General features: G+C 72.3%; 19 protein-coding genes. 10 read left to right on the top strand and 9 right to left on the bottom strand.

From position 1 onward, the window contains the following. Positions 1 to 32 precede the first annotated feature (32 nt). Positions 33 to 1,256 carry a phosphoserine phosphatase SerB gene (gene serB / locus ACRYR2_RS13585; RefSeq protein ID WP_432563406.1) on the top strand — a complete coding sequence of 408 codons (1,224 nt, stop codon included), beginning with the start codon at positions 33 to 35 and terminating at the stop codon, positions 1,254 to 1,256. Positions 1,257 to 1,349: 93 nt separating this feature from the next. Here the strand turns inward: serB and ACRYR2_RS13580 are convergent, their stop codons facing one another. Next, positions 1,350 to 2,081: an SDR family oxidoreductase gene (locus ACRYR2_RS13580; RefSeq protein ID WP_432563486.1), complete on the bottom strand. Its 732-nt coding sequence runs from the start codon at positions 2,079 to 2,081 to the stop codon at positions 1,350 to 1,352. Between the two features lie 104 nt (positions 2,082 to 2,185). Here ACRYR2_RS13580 and ACRYR2_RS13575 point away from each other — a divergent pair, with 104 nt between their 5' ends. The 4 genes from ACRYR2_RS13575 (at position 2,186) to ACRYR2_RS13560 (ending at position 4,680) form a co-directional block, all read left to right on the top strand. Continuing rightward, positions 2,186 to 2,548, top strand: a complete 363-nt coding sequence (locus tag ACRYR2_RS13575) for a DUF3099 domain-containing protein (RefSeq protein WP_432563405.1) — start codon at positions 2,186 to 2,188, stop codon at positions 2,546 to 2,548. A 59-nt stretch (positions 2,549 to 2,607) separates the two neighbouring features. Beyond that, positions 2,608 to 2,886, top strand: coding sequence for a hypothetical protein (locus tag ACRYR2_RS13570; RefSeq protein ID WP_432563404.1), 279 nt, complete (start codon positions 2,608 to 2,610; stop codon positions 2,884 to 2,886). Beyond that, a complete protein-coding gene (locus ACRYR2_RS13565; RefSeq protein ID WP_432563403.1) occupies positions 2,883 to 3,827 on the top strand; it encodes an SURF1 family cytochrome oxidase biogenesis protein in 945 nt (314 codons plus the stop codon). The genes ACRYR2_RS13570 and ACRYR2_RS13565 overlap by 4 nt, the downstream gene beginning before the upstream one ends. Before the next feature lie 100 nt (positions 3,828 to 3,927). Then, a complete protein-coding gene (locus tag ACRYR2_RS13560; RefSeq protein WP_432563402.1) occupies positions 3,928 to 4,680 on the top strand; it encodes an SDR family oxidoreductase in 753 nt (250 codons plus the stop codon). Between the two features lie 45 nt (positions 4,681 to 4,725). Here the strand turns inward: ACRYR2_RS13560 and ACRYR2_RS13555 are convergent, their stop codons facing one another. Together ACRYR2_RS13555 and ACRYR2_RS13550 are read right to left on the bottom strand one after the other, a co-directional pair. After that, positions 4,726 to 4,944, bottom strand: coding sequence for a helix-turn-helix domain-containing protein (locus tag ACRYR2_RS13555; protein WP_432563485.1), 219 nt, complete (start codon positions 4,942 to 4,944; stop codon positions 4,726 to 4,728). 227 nt (positions 4,945 to 5,171) lie between these two features. Beyond that, a complete protein-coding gene (locus ACRYR2_RS13550; protein ID WP_432563401.1) occupies positions 5,172 to 6,770 on the bottom strand; it encodes an ABC-F family ATP-binding cassette domain-containing protein in 1,599 nt (532 codons plus the stop codon). 205 nt (positions 6,771 to 6,975) lie between these two features. On the opposite strand from ACRYR2_RS13550, the gene ACRYR2_RS13545 reads away from it, so the two are divergent. Further along, positions 6,976 to 8,556, top strand: coding sequence for a methyl-accepting chemotaxis protein (locus tag ACRYR2_RS13545; protein WP_432563400.1), 1,581 nt, complete (start codon positions 6,976 to 6,978; stop codon positions 8,554 to 8,556). Positions 8,557 to 8,626: 70 nt separating this feature from the next. Here the strand turns inward: ACRYR2_RS13545 and ACRYR2_RS13540 are convergent, their stop codons facing one another. The 5 genes from ACRYR2_RS13540 to ACRYR2_RS13520 are packed head-to-tail and all read right to left on the bottom strand — an operon-like array spanning position 8,627 to position 13,138. Beyond that, the gene (locus ACRYR2_RS13540; protein ID WP_432563399.1) at positions 8,627 to 8,971 is read right to left on the bottom strand and encodes a metal-sulfur cluster assembly factor; all 345 of its coding nucleotides are present in this window, start codon (positions 8,969 to 8,971) and stop codon (positions 8,627 to 8,629) included. Between the two features lie 26 nt (positions 8,972 to 8,997). Beyond that, the gene (gene sufC / locus ACRYR2_RS13535) at positions 8,998 to 9,756 is read right to left on the bottom strand and encodes a Fe-S cluster assembly ATPase SufC (protein ID WP_432563398.1); all 759 of its coding nucleotides are present in this window, start codon (positions 9,754 to 9,756) and stop codon (positions 8,998 to 9,000) included. After that, the gene (sufD, locus tag ACRYR2_RS13530; RefSeq protein ID WP_432563397.1) at positions 9,757 to 10,992 is read right to left on the bottom strand and encodes a Fe-S cluster assembly protein SufD; all 1,236 of its coding nucleotides are present in this window, start codon (positions 10,990 to 10,992) and stop codon (positions 9,757 to 9,759) included. Beyond that, the gene (gene sufB, locus ACRYR2_RS13525; protein WP_432563396.1) at positions 10,992 to 12,428 is read right to left on the bottom strand and encodes a Fe-S cluster assembly protein SufB; all 1,437 of its coding nucleotides are present in this window, start codon (positions 12,426 to 12,428) and stop codon (positions 10,992 to 10,994) included. Before sufB ends, sufD begins: the two co-directional genes overlap by 1 nt. Continuing rightward, complete coding sequence (locus ACRYR2_RS13520; protein ID WP_432563395.1) at positions 12,425 to 13,138, bottom strand: helix-turn-helix transcriptional regulator; 714 nt, start codon at positions 13,136 to 13,138, stop codon at positions 12,425 to 12,427. Before ACRYR2_RS13520 ends, sufB begins: the two co-directional genes overlap by 4 nt. A gap of 141 nt (positions 13,139 to 13,279) precedes the next feature. Here ACRYR2_RS13520 and ACRYR2_RS13515 point away from each other — a divergent pair, with 141 nt between their 5' ends. The 3 genes from ACRYR2_RS13515 to ACRYR2_RS13505 all read left to right on the top strand — a co-directional run bounded on the left by ACRYR2_RS13515 (position 13,280) and on the right by ACRYR2_RS13505 (position 15,421). Beyond that, the gene (locus ACRYR2_RS13515; protein WP_432563394.1) at positions 13,280 to 14,242 is read left to right on the top strand and encodes an ABC transporter ATP-binding protein; all 963 of its coding nucleotides are present in this window, start codon (positions 13,280 to 13,282) and stop codon (positions 14,240 to 14,242) included. Further along, positions 14,239 to 15,000, top strand: coding sequence for an ABC transporter permease (locus ACRYR2_RS13510; protein WP_432563393.1), 762 nt, complete (start codon positions 14,239 to 14,241; stop codon positions 14,998 to 15,000). Before ACRYR2_RS13515 ends, ACRYR2_RS13510 begins: the two co-directional genes overlap by 4 nt. 148 nt (positions 15,001 to 15,148) lie before the next feature. Next, the gene (locus ACRYR2_RS13505) at positions 15,149 to 15,421 is read left to right on the top strand and encodes a hypothetical protein (RefSeq protein WP_432563392.1); all 273 of its coding nucleotides are present in this window, start codon (positions 15,149 to 15,151) and stop codon (positions 15,419 to 15,421) included. A 111-nt stretch (positions 15,422 to 15,532) separates the two neighbouring features. On the opposite strand, the gene ACRYR2_RS13500 is transcribed toward ACRYR2_RS13505, so the two are convergent. After that, positions 15,533 to 16,552: a heme o synthase gene (locus ACRYR2_RS13500; protein ID WP_432563391.1), complete on the bottom strand. Its 1,020-nt coding sequence runs from the start codon at positions 16,550 to 16,552 to the stop codon at positions 15,533 to 15,535. A gap of 351 nt (positions 16,553 to 16,903) precedes the next feature. Between ACRYR2_RS13500 and tkt the strand changes: the two genes are divergently transcribed. Continuing rightward, positions 16,904 to 18,994: a transketolase gene (gene tkt / locus ACRYR2_RS13495; RefSeq protein WP_432563390.1), complete on the top strand. Its 2,091-nt coding sequence runs from the start codon at positions 16,904 to 16,906 to the stop codon at positions 18,992 to 18,994. The last annotated feature ends 253 nt before the right edge of the window (positions 18,995 to 19,247 follow it).

Raw genomic sequence — 19,247 nt, 5'->3', positions numbered from 1 at the left:
GCCCCGCTGAGCACGCCCGGTAGGGTTCGGGCGTGCTCAGCCCCGCCCCCGCAGGACAGACCGACGCCGAACAGCAGGTGCTCGTGACCGTCACCGGTCCCGACCGGCCGGGGGTCACCTCCTCGTTGTTCGCCGCCCTGGCCGGTACCGGCGCGCAGGTCGTCGACGTGGAACAGGTCGTCGCCGGGGGGATCCTGACGTTGTCGGCGCTGGTGACGCATGGTCCGGCGGTGCGGGCGGCGATCGAGGCGTTGCAGCTGGAGGGTCTGGAGATCCGCTGCACCGCACCGCAACCGGTCGCTGCGCAGCGACCGCGCCGGTTGCACGTCACGTTGTTGGGAGCGCCGTTGGTCCCGGCCGCGGTGGCGCGCATCACCACGGTGCTGGCCGAGGCCGGCGCCAACGTGGACCGGATCCGGCGGATGTCGGCCGAACCCGTCACGAGCGTGGAACTGGACGTCTCGACGCGCGGCAGCGCCGCCGACGTGCTGGCGTTGCGGCGCACGCTGGCCGTCGAGGCCGGCCGGCACGGGCTGGACGCCGCGGTCTCCCCCGCCGGCCTGGCGCGCATGGGCCGCCGGCTGGTCGTCATGGACGTCGACTCCACCCTCATCCAGCAGGAGGTCATCGAACTCCTCGCCGCGCACGCCGACCGCGAGGCCGAGGTGGCGGCCGTCACCGAACGTGCGATGCGCGGCGAGATCGACTTCGCGGCCTCCCTGCGCGAACGCGTCGCCTGCCTGGAGGGGCTGGGGGTCGAGGTCGTCGACGCGGTGCGCGAGGCCGTGCAGCTGACGCCGGGGGCCCGCACGCTGTGCCGCACGCTGCACCGGCTGGGTTTCACCCTGGCGCTGGTCTCGGGGGGTTTCCTGGAGGTCGTCGGGCCGCTGGCGGCCGAACTGGGCATCGCGCACGTGCGGGCCAACCGGTTGCAGGTCGTCCACGGCCGGTTCACCGGCCGGGTCCTGGGGCCGATCGTCGACCGCGCCGCCAAGGCGAGGGCGCTGCGGGAGTTCGCCGCGGCCGAGGGTCTGCCGCTGCACCGCACCGTCGCCATCGGCGACGGCGCCAACGACCTGGACATGATCGGCGCGGCCGGGTTGGGCATCGCCTTCAACGCCAAGCCGGTCGTGCGCGAACAGGCCGACGCGGCCCTGAACGTGCCCTACCTGGACGCGGTGCTGCCGCTGCTGGGCATCACCCGCGAGGACGTCGAGGACGCCGACGCCGCCGACGAGGCCCTCAACCGCGGTTGAGGGCCCACGTCGACAGCCACGCCAGGGCCGCGATGAACACGACCATCACCGCGCCCAGGACGGCGAGCTTGCGCCCGCCGGAGGGGGCGCTCATCAGTGGCCCATGCCCAGACCGCCGTCGACCGGCAGCACCGCGCCGTTGACGTAGCCGGCGTCGGCCAGGAACAGGGCGGCCTGGGCGATCTCGGCCACGTCGCCGAACCGGCCGGCCGGGATCGCCTTCTTGTAGTCGGCCTGCGTGGCCTCGGGCAGCGCGGCGGTCATGTCGGTGTCGATGAAGCCCGGCGCGATGACGTTGGCGGTGATGCCGCGGCTGCCCAGCTCACGGGCGATGGAGCGGGCCAGCCCGATCATCCCGGACTTGCTGGCCGCGTAGTTCGTCTGACCCGGGGAGCCGTACAGGCCCACGACGCTGGACATGAAGATGATGCGGCCCTTCTTGGCGCGCACCATGCCGCGCACCGCGCGACGCGCCACCCGCCAGGCGCCGGCGAGGTTGGCGTCCAGGACCGAGTCGAACTCCTCGTCGCTCATCCGCATGAGCAGCTGGTCGCGGTTGGTGCCGGCGTTGGCCACGAGCACCTCCACGGCGCCCTGCTCGGCCTCGACGGCGGCGAACGCCTCGTCCAGCGAGGCGGGGTCGGTCACGTCGGCGCGCACGCCGAACAGGCCGGCCGGCGGCTCACCCGAGCGGTAGGTGACCGCCACCCGGTCGCCGGCGGCGGCGAAGGCCTGCGCGACGGCCAGGCCGATGCCGCGGTTGCCGCCGGTCACCAGGACGCTGCGCGGGGTACGGCCGCTCTGCGAGGCGGCTCCAGGGGTCACGGCTTCGGGGTTCACGGCTTCCGAGGACACGAGGGCCGAAGCTAACGCATCGCCCTGCGCGAACCAGCGGGTGGGGGGCCCGGCGCGGGCTTACCGTGGACGACGTGCTGCACGAGCCGAACCACGAGACGGCGAGCTACCGGATCACCGACGCCCCGACGTCGCACACCGACGACCTGGGCGTCCGCTACCGCAAGTACGTCGTCTCGATGGTCATCCGCACCGCGTGCTTCCTGGCCTTCGTCTTCGTCGACCACTGGACCCGGTGGATCTTCGTGGTGGGGGCGATCTTCCTGCCCTACGTCGCGGTCGTGCTGGCCAACGCCGGCCGGGAGACCCGCTCGGCCCCGCCGGAGTCCTTCGACGTGCAGCCGCAGGCCCCGCGCCCGCCGCAGCAGCTGCCCGCGATCGAGGCGAAGATCACGGACATCCGGACCTCGCACGACGAGCCGGCCGACCGGTCCTGACCCGACGCCCGGCGTTCACCGCTTGGTCGCACGTCCCGGCGGGTGCGAGACTGACGGGCGTGGAACCTCGCGTGGAGTCCCGGGGAACGTCCGCCGAGCCGTCTGACGGTTCCCCGCACGACTCCCGGCACGAACCACCGTCCGACCTCGTCTGCAGCGCCCGCGGCTGCACCCACCACGCCGACTTCGGCCTGCTGTGGAACAACCCGAGCCTGCACACCCCCGAGCGCCGCAAGACGTGGCTGGCGTGCGCCGAGCACCGCGAGCACCTCTCGCAGTTCCTGGGAGCCAGGGGTTTCCTGCGTGAGGTCGTCGAGGTGGCACAGTTGCGCTCGTGAACGTGTTGCGGTTGCTGCGCGAGCCCCGCTGGATCCGGGGGCTGGCGGTCGCCGTCCTGGTGGCGCTGGTGTGCTGCGTGCTGGGCCGGTGGCAGTGGCACCGGCGTGAGGACCGCCTCGCGGCCAACGGCCCGCTGGTGCAGAACTACGACGCCGCCCCCGTCGAGGTCACCTCGGTCCTGCCCGCCGGCGCCGAACTGGCCGACGAGGACGTGTGGACGGCCGTGCGGGTGAGCGGCACCTACGACACCGACGCGACCGTGCTGGTCCGCAACCGCCCCCGCGACGAGCAGACCGGCTACGACGTCCTCGTCCCGCTCGTGCTGGGCGACGGGACCGCGTTGCTGGTCGACCGCGGCTGGCTGCCCGCCGGTGCCGACGCCGAACGCCCCGACAGCGTCCCGGCGCCCCCGGCCGGGCAGGTCAGCGTGGTGGCGCACCTGCGGCAGTGGGAGGACGCGCGGCGCGGAACGGTCCCGCCGGGGCAGGTGGGCTCCATCGCCGCCGGCGCCGTCGGGGAGGCGACCGCCGCGGCCGGGGCTCCGGAACTGCTGGGCGGGTACGGGGTGCTGGTCTCCGAGGACCCGGCCGCGGCGCAGGCGCCGGCGAAGGCCGTGGAGCCCACGGTGGACGAGGGCCCGCACCTGGCCTACACGGTGCAGTGGTTCGGTTTCGCGCTGACCGCCCTGATCGTCTGGGTGGTGGCCGGTCGTCGTGAGCTGCAGGCCCGCGCGGAGGCGGCGCCCGCGCAGGGCGCAGCCGAGCCGTCGAACGGCGGGACCGAGGCCGCCGACGCCGTCGCGCCGTCCGGCGTGGCCGGCCCGGCGACGCCACCGGCGCCGGCGGCCCGCTCGACGCGGTCGGCCCGGGGCGCCCGACGGCGCGGGGGTCTGGACGAGGCGGCCGAGGACGCCGAACTGGACGCCATCGACCACCGCTGACCCGCGGCTGCCGGCACCTCGCGGGTGCCGTAATCACCTCGTTCGGACGCACCCGATCATGCTGCGTGTCTCATCGGCCACTCTGCGCAACAATGGGCGCATGGACCTGGGCCTGAGTGACCGCGTGTACATCGTCTCCGGTGCATCCACCGGTCTCGGGCTCTCCTGTGCGCGGGTGCTCGCCGACGAGGGTGCACTGCTCGTGCTGCACTCCTCGGACGAGGACGAGCTGGCCGCCGTGGTGCCCACCATCGGGGATCCCTCGCGGCTGCTGCCGGTGCCCGGCGACATCTCCGACCCCGGGACCGAGACCCGGCTGGTGGCGGCCGCCAACGCCCGGTTCGGGCGGCTGGACGGGGCGATCATCTCCTGCGGGACCCCGCCCACCTCCACGGTCCTGGAGGCGGCCGACGGCACGTGGCGCGAGGCGTTCGAGTCGAGCCTGCTGGGGCCGCTGCGACTGGCCCGCTCGGTGGGCAAGGCCGCGACCGGCGAAGGTGCCTCGATGGTCCTGCTGCTGTCGAGCACCGTGCGCACGCCGGCCATGGACGCCGGGGTGGCCAACGGGTTGCGGCCCGGGCTCGCCATGGCCGCCAAGGCCCTCTCGGACGAGCTGGGACCGCGCGGCGTGCGGATCAACAACCTGCTCGCCGGGCACGTGGACTCCAGCTCACCGCTGGAGTTCGAGGACTCCGCGGACCTGGCTCCCGAGCTGCTCGAGGGCATCCCGTTGCGGCGCGCCGGGCTGCCGGACGAGTTCGCACGGGCGGCGGTCTTCCTGCTGTCCCCCGCCGCCAGCTACATCACCGGCGCCTCGCTGACGGTGGACGGGGGCACCGACCGCTCGTTGTGAGCGGTCGGGCCTCCGGCTCCGGCCCGAGGCCGGCTCGTTGCGGACTCAGCCCTGTCGTGCTCTGCCCCGTGTGGCCCCACCGCGGCTGCGCAGCGTCACGTCGTTCTCGCTGAGGAGCCGGTGCACGAACCCGTAGGACCGTCCCGTCTCCTCGGCCAGCGCACGGATGCTCTTGCCCTCGGCGTAGCCCTTCGACAGCTCGTCGGCGAGCTGTTCCCGTTCGGTCCCGCTCAACCGGGTTCCCCGCTTGATCGTCTCGGTCACCCCGACCTCCTCCACGTCGTCGCAGACCTCCACCATGGTCACCACCCGACGCGGTTCCGGCCACTCGAAGCGGGGACCGCCGGCCCGTTCGTGATCTCCCCGAACGCGGTCCCCACCTGCGGGAACGTTTCAGGTCCGCCGCCGGGCACCCGGGCCTGACGACTTCCTGACACACCTGGGCCGGACGCGCGCCAGAACGGGGGTGCCCCCGGTGGGCAGCGCCCGGGTCAGGCGAGCGAGACGAGCTCGGCGTAGGAGGCGTTCCACAGGTCCTCGACCCCGTCGGGCAGCAGCACGACCCGCTCCGGCCCGAGCGCCTCGACGGCCCCCTCGTCGTGCGTGACGAGCACGACGGCCCCCTCGTAGTGCTTGAGCGCGTCGAGGATCTCGGCGCGCGAGGCCGGGTCGAGGTTGTTGGTCGGTTCGTCCAGCAGCAGCACGTTGGCGCTGGAGACGACGAGGGTGGCCAGCGCCAGGCGGGTCTTCTCCCCACCCGAGAGCACCCCGGCGGGCTTGTCCACGTCGTCGCCGGAGAACAGGAAGGAGCCCAGCACCGTCCGCACGCGGGTGTCGTCGAGGTCCGGGGAGGCCGAGCGCATGTTCTCCAGGACCGTGCGGTCGTGGTCGAGGGTCTCGTGCTCCTGCGCGTAGTACCCGACCTTCAGGCCGTGCCCGGCCACGATCCGACCGGTGTCGGGGTCCTCGACACCGCCGAGCATGCGCAGCAGCGTCGTCTTGCCGGCACCGTTGAGGCCGAGGATGACGACGCGGCTGCCGCGGTCGATGGCCAGGTCGACCGACGTGAAGATCTCCAGGGAGCCGTAGGACTTCGACAGCCCCTCGGCCATCAGCGGCGTCTTGCCGCAGGGAGCCGGCTTGGGGAAGCGCAGCTTGGCGACCTTGTCCTGGACGCGGACGTCCTCGAGCCCACCGAGCAGCTTCTCCGCGCGCTTGGCCATGTTCTGCGCGGCGACGGCCTTCGTCGCCTTGGCGCCCATCTTGGCGGCCTGCAGCAGCAGCGTGCCGGCCTTCTTCTCGGCGTTGGCGCGTTCGCGGACGCGGCGCTTCTCGTCGGTCTCGCGCTGCTTGAGGTAGTTCTTCCAGCCGACGTTGTAGAGGTCGATCGTCGCGCGGTTGGCGTCCAGGTGGAACACCCGGTTCACGACGACCTCGAGCAGCTCGACGTCGTGGCTGATGACGATGAGCCCGCCGGAGTAGTTCCTCAGGTGCTCGCGCAGCCAGGTGATGGAGTCCGCGTCGAGGTGGTTGGTCGGTTCGTCCAGCAGCAGCGTCTCGCTGTCGGAGAACAGGATCCGGGCCAGCTCCACGCGGCGGCGCTGACCACCGGACAGCGTCTTGAGCTGCTGGTCCAGGATGCGGTCGGGCAGGTTGAGGTTCGCGCAGATGCGCGCGGCCTCGCTCTCGGCCGTGTAGCCGCCGAGGGCGACGAAGCGCGCGTCGAGCTTGGTGTAGCGGTCCATGGCCTTGTCGCGGACCTTGGGGTCCTCGCTGGCCATGTCGACCTCGGCCTTGCGCAGCCGGGTGATGATGTCGTCGAGCCCGCGGGCCGCGAGGATCCGGTCGCGGGCCAGCATCTCGGGGTCCCCGGCGCGCGGGTCCTGCGGCAGGTACCCGATCTCACCGGAGCGGGTGACGGTGCCCGAGGCGGGCTGCCCCTCACCGGCCAGGACCTTCGTCAGCGTCGTCTTGCCGGCGCCGTTGCGCCCGACCAGCCCGATGCGGTCCCCTGCGGCGACCCGGAAGTTGACCCCCTCCATGAGGAGCCGGGCCCCGGCTCGCAGTTCGATGTCGGTGGCGACGATCACGAGGGCAGCTCACAGTTCCGTGGTGGGGCGGCGGTCGCCCCATTCTACGAGCCGTCGCGGGCGGCCCCGTGGAGCGTCACCGACAGCGACGATTGGGCCGGACGGGTGAGCTGAACGTTGCGGGACTCAATCCCACCGTAGCGCTCCGCCGATGAATCGTCACAGCCCGTGGAGAGTCCCGGGAGAGTCCCGGAAGGCATCCGCCATGCAGCGCCTGCGCGACCTGAACGTCGCCTCGAAGTTGTTCGCCGGTTTCGGCGTCGTCGTCCTGCTCCTGGTCGCCGTGGGGGCCGTCGGCTTCGTCGGGCTGCGCTCGGCGCAGACGCGGCTGGCCGACATGTACACCAACAGCGTCCTGTCGGTGCACGCCCTGGACAACGTCCAGACCACCTACATCTCGGCCACCAAGGCCCTGGCCGACCTGGCCCTGACCGGACCCGACGGCAAGGCCGACGCCGAGGCGAACGTCGCGACCGCGGACGAGGCCGTGGACGCCGCCTGGGCCGCGTACCTCGACACCGACCCGCAGCAGTCGGCCGCCGAGCTCGAGACCTTCGAGGCTGATCTGGCCGCCTACCGCAGCGCACGCGAGCAGCTGCTCCCGCTGGCCCGGGGCACCGACACGGCAGCCTTCACCGCGCTGCGGTCGACGACGACGACGCCGGTCAACGAGAAGGTCGCCGCCGAGCTGTCGGCGATGCTGGAGAACGAGACGGCCGCCGCCGAGGCGTCCCAGGAGGCCGGTGCGGCCGCTTACCACCGCGCGGTGACCCTCACGGTCGTCGTCATCGCGGTCGCCGTGGCGGTCTCGGTGGCCATCGCCGTGGTCATCGCCCGGGGCGTCTCCGGCCCGCTGGGGCGCGTGCTGGACGTCGTGCAGGGGCTGTCCGACGGGCAGCTCGACCGGCGCGCCGGCATCACGAGCAGGGACGAGATCGGCGTCATGGCGCAGGCCCTGGACGCCTCGACCGAGCGGCTGGGCGCCGTCATGGGGCAGATCGTCGCGAACGCCACGACGCTGTCCGCCTCGGCCGAGGAACTGACCGCCGTCGCCACCCAGATGTCCTCCGGCGCGCAGGAGAGCTCCTCGCAGTCGCAGGTCGTCTCCGCCGCCACCGAGCAGATCAGCGCGAACATCGGCACCGTCGCCGCGGCCGGCGAGGAGATGACCGCCGCCATCCGCGAGATCTCCGCCTCCACCGCCGACGCCAGCCAGGTCGCCGGGACCGCCGTGCAGGCCGCGCAGGCCGCCGACCAGACCCTCACCCGCCTGGCGGCCTCCAGCCGGGAGATCGGTGACGTGGTCAAGCTCATCACCTCCATCGCCGAGCAGACCAACCTGCTGGCCCTGAACGCCACCATCGAGGCCGCCCGCGCCGGCGACGCCGGCAAGGGCTTCGCCGTCGTGGCCGGTGAGGTGAAGGAACTGGCGCAGCAGACCGCCCGCGCCACCGAGGAGATCGTCTCCAAGGTCGGCTCGACCCAGGCCGACGCGACGGCCGCGGCCGCCGCGATCGCCGAGATCAGCGAGGTCATCGCCCGCATCGACGGCCTGCAGGGCACCATCGCCGCGGCCGTGGAGGAGCAGTCGGCCACCACGGCCGAGATGGTGCGCAACGTCACCGAGGTCTCGGCCGGCGCGAACGAGATCTCGGCCAACATGGGCGGCATCGCCGCCGGCGCGGTCGAGTCCTCCAACTCCGCCCAGCACACCGCGACGACCAGTCAGGACGTCTCCCGGGTCGCCAGCGATCTGCAGCAGCTGGTGTCGGGCTTCCGCTTCTGAGGCGCGCCCCACGACGACGGAACCCCCTGGAGCCGGGCTCCAGGGGGTTCCGTCGTGTCCGCAGCCGTCGTCAGACGTTGAAGCCGAGGGCGCGCAGCTGGTCACGCCCGTCGTCGGTGATCTTCTCCATGCCCCACGGCGGCATCCAGACCCAGTTGATGCGGTGGTCGGCCACCACGTCGACGAGGGCCTGCGCGGTCTGGTCCTCGATGACGTCGGTCAGCGGGCAGGCCGCGCTGGTCAGCGTCATGTCGATCGTCGCGACGTTGTCGTCGGAGACCGTGAGCCCGTAGACCAGGCCCAGGTCGACGACGTTGATCCCCAGTTCGGGGTCGATGACGTCCTTCAGCGCCTCCTCGACGTCGGCGAGGGCCGCCGGCGTCGGGCCGCTGGCGGGAGCTGTCGTCTCGCTCACGGTCTCCTCCTCGATCTCTGGCAGTCTCAGGCGTTGGTGAGGAACCGGTCGTACCCGGTCTCCTCGAGGGAGTCGGCCAGCTCGGGGCCACCCTGCTCGGCCACCCGGCCGTTGACGAAGACGTGCACGAAGTCGGGCTTGATGTAGCGCAGGATCCGCGTGTAGTGCGTGATGAGCAGCACACCCGGGTTCGCCGTGGACAGCGACCGGTTCACGCCCTCGGACACGATCTTCAGCGCGTCGACGTCGAGGCCGGAGTCGGTCTCGTCGAGGATGGCGATCTTCGGCTTGAGCAGCTCCATCTGCAGGATCTCGTGCCGCTTCTTCTCGCCGCCGGAGAAGTGCTCGTTGACGTTGCGCTCGGCGAACGAGGAGTCCATGCGCAGGTCGTCCATCGCCTGCTTGACGTCCTTGACCCAGGTGCGCAGCTTCGGCGCCTCGCCGTCGATGGCGGTCTTGGCGGTGCGCAGGAAGTTCGAGACGGTGACGCCGGGAACCTCGACGGGGTACTGCATGGCCAGGAACATGCCGGCGCGGGCGCGCTCGTCGACGCTCATCGCGAGCACGTCCTCACCGTCGAGGGTGACGGTGCCGCCGGTGACGGTGTACTTCGGGTGGCCCGCGATGGAGTAGGCCAGCGTCGACTTGCCGGACCCGTTGGGGCCCATGACCGCGTGCACCTCACCGGAGTTGATGGTGAGGTCGACCCCGCGCAGGATCTCCTTCACGGAGCCGTCGGCTTCGTCGACCGTCACGTGCAGGTCGCGGATCTCCAGGGTGGACATTCAGTTCTCCTCGACGTTCTGCACGGCAGGGTTGCCCTGCGAAAGCTGGGTCTCGATCGTGGTCATGAGTCGCTGCGAGATCTCGGGGATGCCGATCTTCTCGACGATGCTGGCGAAGAACCCGCGGACGACCAGCCGGCGGGCCTCCTCCTCGGGGATGCCGCGCGACTGCAGGTAGAACAGCTGCTCGTCGTCGAAGCGACCCGTCGCCGAGGCGTGGCCGGCGCCGACGATCTCGCCCGTCTCGATCTCCAGGTTCGGGACCGAGTCGGCGCGCGCCCCGTCGGTGAGGACGAGGTTGCGGTTCAGCTCGTAGGTCTCGGTGCCCTCGGCCGAGGCGCGGATGAGGACGTCGCCGATCCACACCGCGTGCGCGGACTCGCCCTGCAGCGCGCCCTTGTACTCGACGTAGCTCTTGCAGTTCGTCGCCTCGTGGTCGATGAACTGGCGGTGCTCGCTGTGCTGGCCGGAGCCGGCGAAGTAGACGCCCAGCGTGGTCGCGTCGCCACCGGGGGCGGCGTAGCTGACGTTCACCGACACGCGCACGGCCTTGCCGCCCAGGCTGACGCCGATGTGGCGCACCGTCGCGTCCCGGCCGACCCGCACGTCGTGCTGGCCGACGTGGATCGCGTCGGCGTCCCACTCCTGCAGCGTCACGACGGTCAGGTCGGAGCTGTCACCGGCGAGGACCTCGACGTTGCCGCGGTGCGCGCCGCCGCCCAGGTGCGAGAGCACGACGAGCGCCTTGGCGTGGTGGCCGGTCTCGACGACGACGTGACCGGCGGTGGTCCGGCCGGCCTCGCCGCGGATCGTCACGACGACGGGCTCGGTCAGCTCGGCCTCGGCCGGGATGCGCACCAGGTGCGCCAGCTCGGTGGAGTTCCAGCCCGCCGCGGCGGCGCGGTCGCCGGGGACGAACGCCTTGCCGCCGACCTCGCTGGGCTTGCCCGTGGTGTGCTCCACGACGTCCGGGCCGCTGACCTCGACGGCCGCGGAGTTCTCCGGCGCGGGGTCGACGACCTCGAACAGCGGCGCGAAGTCGCGCAGCGGGGAGAACTTCCACTCCTCCTCGCGCCCACCGGGCACGGGGAAGTCGGCGACGTCGAAGGACGTCTTGCGCGCGGCCCGGGAGGCCTCGGGCACCACGGGCCCGCCGTGGGTGTGCGCGCCGGAGGTGTCCGCGGTCCCGGACCTGGTCCCCGGCGCCGAGGCGGTCTCTTCGTTGACGAGGGTCATCAGCCGACGGCCCCTTCCATCTGCAGCTCGATGAGGCGGTTCAGTTCCAGCGCGTACTCCATGGGCAGCTCGCGCGCGACGGGCTCGATGAACCCGCGCACGATCATCGCCATCGCCTCGTCCTCGGCCATGCCGCGGCTCATGAGGTAGAAGAGCTGGTCGTCGGAGACCTTCGAGACCGTGGCCTCGTGCCCCATGACGACGTCGTCCTCGCGGATGTCGTTGTAGGGGTAGGTGTCCGACCGGGAGATCGTGTCGACCAGCAGCGCGTCGCAGCGCACCGTCGAGGCCGAGTGGTGCGCGCCCTCCAGGACCTGGATGAGGCCGCGGTAGGAGGTGCGGCCACCACCGCGGGCGATCGACTTGGAGACGATCGAGCTCTTGGTGTGCGGGGCGGCGTGCACCATCTTGGCGCCGGCGTCCTGGTGCTGGCCCTCGCCGGCCATCGCGATCGACAGCGTCTCGCCCTTGGCGTGCTCACCCATGAGGTAGACGGCCGGGTACTTCATCGTCACCTTGGAGCCGATGTTCCCGTCGATCCACTCCATGGTCGCGCCCTCGGCGGCCGTGGCGCGCTTGGTGACCAGGTTGTAGACGTTGTTCGACCAGTTCTGGATGGTCGTGTACCGCACGCGGGCGTTCTTCTTCACGACGATCTCGACGACCGCGGAGTGCAGGGAGTCGCTCTGGTAGATCGGCGCCGTGCAGCCCTCGACGTAGTGCACGTAGGAGCCCTCGTCGGCGATGATCAGCGTCCGCTCGAACTGGCCCATGTTCTCGGTGTTGATCCGGAAGTAGGCCTGCAGCGGGATCTCGACGTGGACGCCCTTGGGCACGTAGATGAACGAGCCACCCGACCACACCGCGGTGTTCAGCGAGGCGAACTTGTTGTCACCGACCGGGATGACGGTGCCGAAGTACTCCTTGAAGAGCTCCTCGTGCTCGCGCAGGCCGGTGTCGGTGTCGACGAAGATGACACCCTTCTCCTCCAGGTCCTCGCGGATCTGGTGGTAGACGACCTCGGACTCGTACTGGGCCGCGACGCCGGCGATGAGCCGCTGCTTCTCGGCCTCGGGGATGCCCAGGCGGTCGTAGGTGTTCTTGATGTCCTCGGGCAGTTCGTCCCAGCTGGTCGCCTGCTTCTCCGTGGACCGCACGAAGTACTTGATGTTCTCGAAGTCGATCCCGGTGAGGTCCGAGCCCCAGTCCGGCATCGGCTTGCGGCCGAACAGGCGCAGCGCCTTCAGCCGCAGCGCGAGCATCCACTCGGGCTCGTTCTTCTTCGCCGAGATGTCGCGCACGACGTCCTCGGACAGACCGCGACGGGCGGACGCGCCGGCGACGTCGGAGTCCGCCCAGCCGTACTGGTACTTGCCGAGGCCCTCGAGTTCGGGCGGGCCCGCGGTCGTCTGGGTCTCGGAGACGGTGTCGGTCACAGTCGTCGTCCTTCCGTGGCTTGCTGGCTGTCTTGCCGGGCTTCGTGCTGGTCCTGCTGGTGGAGCTGGTCGAGGGGGACGAACGTCGTGCAGACGTGGTCTCCGTGCGCGAGCGTCGCCAACCGTTGCACACGCGTCCCGAGGATCGTCTCGAAGGTCCGCCGTTCGGCCTCGCACAGCTGGGGGAACGCCTCGGCGACCTTCTGGACCGGACAGTGCCCTTGGCACAACTGGACGCCCTCCGCGAGTGTTCCCACCGCGACGGGGCGGGAGCTGGCCGAGAACCCCTGGTCGGCCAGGGCCCGCACGAGGGCCTCGACCTTCTGCGGCAGCGGGCCCTCCAGACCGGCCAGGGCCTGCTCCAGCGCGGCGAACCGCTGACGGGCGAAGTCGCTGACGGCCTCGGGGCCGTGCACCCGCTGCAGGTACTCCAGGGCCGACAGGGCCAGGTCGTCGTAGCCCGAGGGCAGGTCGTCGTGACCGGCCGAGGCGATGACGTACTCCTTGGCCGGGCGGCCGCGGCCGCGGCGGGCCTCCGGACGCGGGTCGCGCGCCTCGAGCACCCCCTCGGCGACCATCGCGTCGAGGTGCCGGCGCACCGCGGCGCCGGTCAGGCCGAGCAGCTCGGCGATCCGGGCGGCGGGAACGGGCCCGAGCTCGGCGACGGTGGTGCGCACCCGGGTGCGCGTGCGCGCCTCCTCGGAGCTCACCCCCCGGGCCGGACCCTGGGGTGAGACGGCGCCAACTGAGGCTGGCCTCACCATTTCCACAACAACCATGTTACCTAATTGCGCGCGAAGGTCCCAGCGCGGGTCGGCCCGCTACTACCCGTCCTCGTAGACTGCCCCCTCGTGGCGCTCGGTTCCCCCTCACCCGCGACGGTGCACGACGTCGACACCACGGCCGCCGTCGACGTCGCGGACCTGCGCAAGGCCTACCGCGGCGGACCCGCCGTGCTGGACGGGCTGACGTTCCGCGCCGGCCGTGGCCGCGTCACGGCCCTGCTGGGCCCCAACGGCGCCGGCAAGACGACGACGGTGGCGATCTGCGAGGGCCTGCGCCGCGCCGACTCCGGCACCGTGCGGGTGCTGGGCCTGGACCCCGTGGCCGACGCCGTCGCGCTGCGCCCCCGGGTCGGTGTGATGCTGCAGGACGGTGGCCTGCCCACCGGCGTGGGCGCCCTGGAGGCCCTGCGGCACATCGCCTCCCTGCACAGCGACCCCCTCGACGTGGGCGCCCTGGCCGAGCGGCTGGGCCTGACCGGCTTCGCCCGCACCCGGGTGCGCCGGCTGTCCGGCGGGCAGCGGCAGCGGCTGGCGGTGGCGTGCGCGCTCGTCGGCCGGCCCGAGCTGGTCTTCCTCGACGAGCCCAGCGCCGGCCTGGACCCGCAGGCGCGCCTGGCCGTCTGGGACGTGGTGCGCGAAGCGCGCGGAGCCGGCGTCGCCGTCGTCCTGACGACCCACCTCATGGAGGAGGCCGAACGCCTCGCCGACGACGTCGTGGTCGTCGACCACGGCCGGGTCGTGGCCGCCGGCTCCCCTGAGGAGCTGACCCGCGGGCCCGCCTCCCTGACCTTCCGGTCCCGGCCGGGGCTGGCGACGGCCTCCCTGGCCCGCGCCCTGCCCGACGGCGCCGAGGTCACCGAGACCGAGACCGGCCGCTACACGGTCACCGGCATCGCGGTGGACCCGCGGGTGGTGGCCACCGTGACGAACTGGTGCGCCTCGCACGACGTGCTGGCCGAGGGCGTGGGCCCCGTCCGGCGGACCCTGGAGGACGTGTTCCTCGACCTGACCGGGAGGACCCTGCGATGACGACCGGTGCGAGCGTGCTGGACCTCTCCCCCGCCGGGACCGCGACCCCCTGGCTGCCGCGCGTCCTGCGCCAGGCCGCCTTCGAGACCACCATCGCGCTGCGCAACGGCGAGCAGCTGCTGCTGACCCTCGTCCTGCCCGCGCTCGTCCTCGTCGGCGTGACGCGGGTGACCTCCCTGGACCTGGGGGACGGGCCGCGGCCCGCCCTCGCGCTGGGCGGGGTGGTCGCGCTGGCGGTCGTGTCGACGGCGTTCACCGGACAGGCCATCGGCACCGGCTTCGACCGTCGCAACGGCGTGCTGCGGCTGCTGGCCACGTCCCCGCTGGGACGGTCGGGGCTGCTGGCGGGCAAGGTCCTGTCGGTGCTGGCGCTGGTCGTCGTGCAGGTGCTCGTGCTGGGCCTCATCGCCGGCTTCCTGGGCTGGTCGCCGTCCGCCTCCGCGCTGGCCGCCGTGCCCGCGCTGCTGCTGGGCGCGGCCGCCTTCACGGCGCTGGGCCTGCTGCTGGCCGGCACCGTGCGCGCCGAGGGGACGCTGGCCGTCGCGAACTTCGTCTGGGTGCTCCTGCTGGCCGGCGGCGGCCTCGTGCTGCCCTCCCCGCTGGCCCCCGTCACCGACGTGCTGCCCTCGGGGGCGCTGGGCACCGCGGTGCGTGAGGCGCTGGCCGGCGGCACCGTCGCCGCGGGCCCGCTCGTCGTGCTGGGCGTGTGGACCGTGGCCTGCAGCCTGGCCTGCGCCCGGTGGTTCCGCTGGGAGTGAGGCTCCCGGGTCCCACGGGGGCACCCGCCGGGGTCACCACGTGCAGCGGGGTACAGGTGTCCAGCGGGGCACGGGTGTCCCGAACCGGTCGCCCCCACGACGGCGTGCGGACACCCACGGGTGCCCCCACGACGGAGGAGGGCCGTCGGTGACCGCAGCCGTGCTCGGCCTGGCGCTCCTGGCGCTGGGCGCGCTGGTCGTCCTGGCGAGCCTCGTCTCAGCCCTCACCGGCCGCCGGCGCACCCCCGCCACGCTGGGCTGCGCCCTGGCCGGGGCGGCGTTGCTCGTGGTCTGGACCGTCCTCACGTCCGGCGCCGCCGGGCGCGGGGGAACCGTCTACTCGTACGTCCAGTGGTGGGCCCTGGCCGTCCTCGCGGCCCTGGTCTCACTGGTGCTGACGGTACGCGGCCGACGCCGCTGAGAGGCCCGAGGTCGCCTCGTCACGCCCCGGTGGGGTCCTGCGCGCCCGCACCACGCCGGGAACGCCGCAGGGCGGGCCGAGGAGACCTCGGCCCGCCCTGCGTGCACAGCCTCAGAACGGCCAGCCGACCTTCACGAACGGGTCCAGGGCCACCGCGAGCGACAGCAGCGTCAGGTACGTGATCGAGCCGTGGAACACGCCCATGGGCGAGATCCGCTTGAGCTGCTCCATCGTCCCGGCGTCCTGCCCGCCGGTCTCCCGCTCGAAGCGGGAGGCCCTGCGGTGCAGGCCGATCGTCTGCCACAGGAAGCCGGCGCCGAGCACGGCGGCGGCCACGCCGTACACCACTCCGGCGTTGCCCAGGGGCACCAGCAGCAGCGAGCACAGCACCATCGCGACGGTGTAGGCCACGATCTGCCGCGAGACCGTCGTCGGCTTGGCGACCACCGGCAGCATCGGCACGCCCGCGTTGGCGTAGTCCTCGCGGTAGCGCACCGACAGCGGCCAGTAGTGCGGCGGGGTCCACAGGAAGATCACCCCGAACAGCACGAACGGCGCCCAGTCCAGGGAGTCGCGCACGGCCGTCCAGCCGATGAGCACCTGCATGCAGCCGGCGACACCGCCCCAGACGATGTTCTGCGACGTGCGGCGCTTGAGCAGCAGCGTGTAGCCCACGACGTACAGCAGGATCGCGCCGATCGCCAGCACGGCCGAGAGCACGTTGACGAAGGCCAGGAAGATCCCCGTCGAGGCCAGGCCCAGGGCGGCCGCGAAGACCAGCGCGCGGTTGGGGGTGATGGCCCCGGTGACCAGCGGCCGGTTCTCGGTGCGCTTCATGAGCGCGTCGATGTCGCGGTCGAAGTAGCAGTTCAGGGTGTTGGCACAGCCCGCGGCCAGCGCGCCCCCGACGAACGTCGCCAGGACGAGCCACAGCGAGGGCAGTCCGTCCGCGGCGAACAGCATCACGGGGATGGTGGTGATGAGCAGCAGCTCGATGATGCGGGGCTTGGTGAGCGCGACGTAGGCGGCGGCCCGGGGGAAGCGCGGGGGGCGCCCGCTGCGGCGCCGGCCCAGCAAGCTGGTCCGGGAGTGCGCAGGGGCGTCGGAGAGACGCGGGTCGGCGACGGTCACAGTGTCCTCGGGGCGAGGCGGCAACGGGCAGTCCTGAGCTTACGCCTCTGCTACGCAGTGTCGTATCCGGTGTCGCTCCCGGGGGTCGTGATCACACCCTCGTCGCCGGGGGAACGACCGCGCCACCCCTGCCCGGCTGCAGTCCAGCCCGCTGCGAGTAGGCTCGCTGCTGGTGATCCCCCGTCACCCTCAGCACGAGGAGCGCGGGCGGATCCCTGACGACGAACGCCTCGGACGTCGGGCCGCACGACGCGGTCCCGACACGCGACGGAGACAGAGAGCGGACCACGGCCGGTCCCCCACCGCCATCCGGGCGCTGGTCGGTCAGCTGGTTCGCACGGGAGGAGACACGTGAGCCAGCCCCTCGAGTGGAGCGAACTCGACCAGAAGACGGTCGACACCGTCCGCGTCCTGGCGATGGACGCCGTGCAGCGCGCCGGCAACGGGCACCCGGGCACCGCGATGAGCCTCGCCCCGGTGGCCTACCTGCTGTTCCAGAAGATGCTGCGGCACGACCCCGCCGACCCGGACTGGGTCGGCCGCGACCGCTTCGTGCTGTCCTGCGGGCACTCCAGCCTGACGCTGTACATCCAGCTCTACCTGGCCGGCTACGGCCTCGAGCTCGACGACCTCAAGGCGCTGCGCAAGTGGGGCTCGAAGACCCCGGGCCACCCCGAGCACGGCCACACCGCCGGTGTCGAGATGACCACCGGTCCCCTGGGCCAGGGCCTGGCCTCCGCGGTGGGCATGGCGATGGCCGCCCGCCGTGAGCGCGGCCTGTTCGACCCCGAGGCCGCCCCGGGCACCAGCCCCTTCGACCACCACATCTACGTGCTGGCCTCCGACGGGGACATCGAGGAGGGCGTGACCTCCGAGGCCTCGGCCATCGCCGGCGTCCAGGAGCTGGGCAACCTCGTCGTCATCTACGACGCGAACCACATCTCCATCGAGGACGACACCAACATCGCCCTGGGCGAGGACACCGGCAAGCGCTACGAGTCCTACGGCTGGCACGTCCAGACGATCGACTGGACCAACGGCGGCGAGGGTCCCTACACCGAGGACGTCGCCGGCCTGCACGCCGCGATCGAGGCCGCCAAGGCCGAGACCTCCAAGCCCTCGATCATCGTGCTGCGCACGACGATCGCCTACCCGGCGCCGAACCTGCAGAACACCGGCAAGTCGCACGGCTCCGCCCTGGGCGAGGCCGAGGTCAAGGCGACCAAGGAGGTCCTCGGGTTCGACCCGGAGAAGGACTTCGAGGTCTCCGACGAGGTCATCGCCTTCGCCCGCCAGGCCCGCGACCGCGGCGTGGCGGCCAAGGAGGAGTGGCAGGCGTCGTTCGACAACTGGCGCAAGGGCGCCGGTGAGCGCGCGGAGCTGTTCGACCGCATCCGCACCCGCACGCTGCCCGCGGGCTGGCAGGACGCCCTGCCCGTCTTCGAGGCCGGCAAGTCGATCGCCTCGCGCAAGGCCTCCGGTGAGGTCCTCAACGCCCTGGCCTCGACCCTGCCCGAGCTGTGGGGCGGTTCGGCCGACCTGGCCGAGTCGAACCTGACCTCGATGAAGGGCGAGCCGAGCTTCCTGCCGCCGAGCCGCACGACGAAGATGTGGGAGGGCAACCCGTACGGGCGCACCCTGCACTTCGGCATCCGCGAGCACGCGATGGGCTCGATCCTCAACGGCATCGCGCTGCACGGCGGGACCCGCCCCTACGGCGGCACCTTCCTCGTCTTCAGCGACTACATGCGCCCGGCCGTCCGGCTCGCGGCGATCATGCGGCTGCCGGTGACGTTCGTGTGGACGCACGACTCCATCGGCCTGGGCGAGGACGGCCCGACGCACCAGCCGATCGAGCACCTCGCCGCGCTGCGCGCCATCCCGGGCCTGGACGTCGTCCGCCCCGGTGACGCCAACGAGACCGCGTGGGCCTGGCGCACGATCCTGGAGCACACCGACCGTCCGGCCGGCCTGGCGCTCTCGCGCCAGAACCTGCCGACGTTCGACCGCTCGCAGGCCGGCTGGGGCGACGCCTCCGGTGTCGCCAAGGGCGCCTACACGCTGGTGGAGAGCTCCAAGGCGACCCCCGACGTGATCCTCATCGGCACCGGCTCGGAGGTCCAGATCGCCGTGGCCGCGCGCGAGAAGCTCGAGGCCGAGGGCATCGGGACCCGCGTCGTGTCGATGCCCAGCCGTGAGTGGTTCCTGCAGCAGGACCAGGCCTACCGCGACACCGTCCTGCTGCCGCAGGTCAAGGCCCGCGTCTCGGTCGAGGCCGCCCTGGCCTTCGGCTGGGAGCAGTTCGTCGGCGACGCCGGCCGCTCGGTGAGCATCGAGCACTACGGCGCCTCGGCCGACTACCAGGACCTGTACCGCGAGTTCGGGCTGACCGACACCGCTGTCGTGACCGCGGCGAAGGAATCGCTCGCCGGTCTGCAGTGATCGAAACCCGGGGGCCTGCGCGAGCAGGCCCCCGGGTTCCTCTGCGGGCGCCGTCCCGGCGCCCACCCCGCGAAGTGGACGAAGGAACGGAGAAACTCCCGTGAGCAACAACCTCGAGACCCTGCACCAGCACGGTGTGTCGGTCTGGCTGGACGACCTCTCCCGCGAACTGACCGACGGGGGCGAGCTGCAGCGCCTGGTCGACGCGGGTGTGCTCGGCGTGACGTCGAACCCGACGATCTTCGCCACCGCC

This window comes from Kineococcus deserti, assembly GCF_050871945.1.
GTDB lineage: Bacteria > Actinomycetota > Actinomycetes > Actinomycetales > Kineococcaceae > Kineococcus.
Note: the sequence above shows the minus strand (reverse complement) of the source record. Positions and strands in the feature narration are given on the sequence as shown.

Excerpts from the sequence above, each read along its gene's own strand:
- ACRYR2_RS13560 (WP_432563402.1), top strand. The coding sequence starts at position 3,928 with ATGGACCTGGGCCTGAGTGACCGCGTGTACATCGTCTCCGGTGCATCC.
- ACRYR2_RS13545 (WP_432563400.1), top strand. The coding sequence starts at position 6,976 with ATGCAGCGCCTGCGCGACCTGAACGTCGCCTCGAAGTTGTTCGCCGGT.
- sufC (WP_432563398.1), bottom strand. The coding sequence starts at position 9,756 with ATGTCCACCCTGGAGATCCGCGACCTGCACGTGACGGTCGACGAAGCC.
- sufD (WP_432563397.1), bottom strand. The coding sequence starts at position 10,992 with ATGACCCTCGTCAACGAAGAGACCGCCTCGGCGCCGGGGACCAGGTCC.
- ACRYR2_RS13510 (WP_432563393.1), top strand. The coding sequence starts at position 14,239 with ATGACGACCGGTGCGAGCGTGCTGGACCTCTCCCCCGCCGGGACCGCG.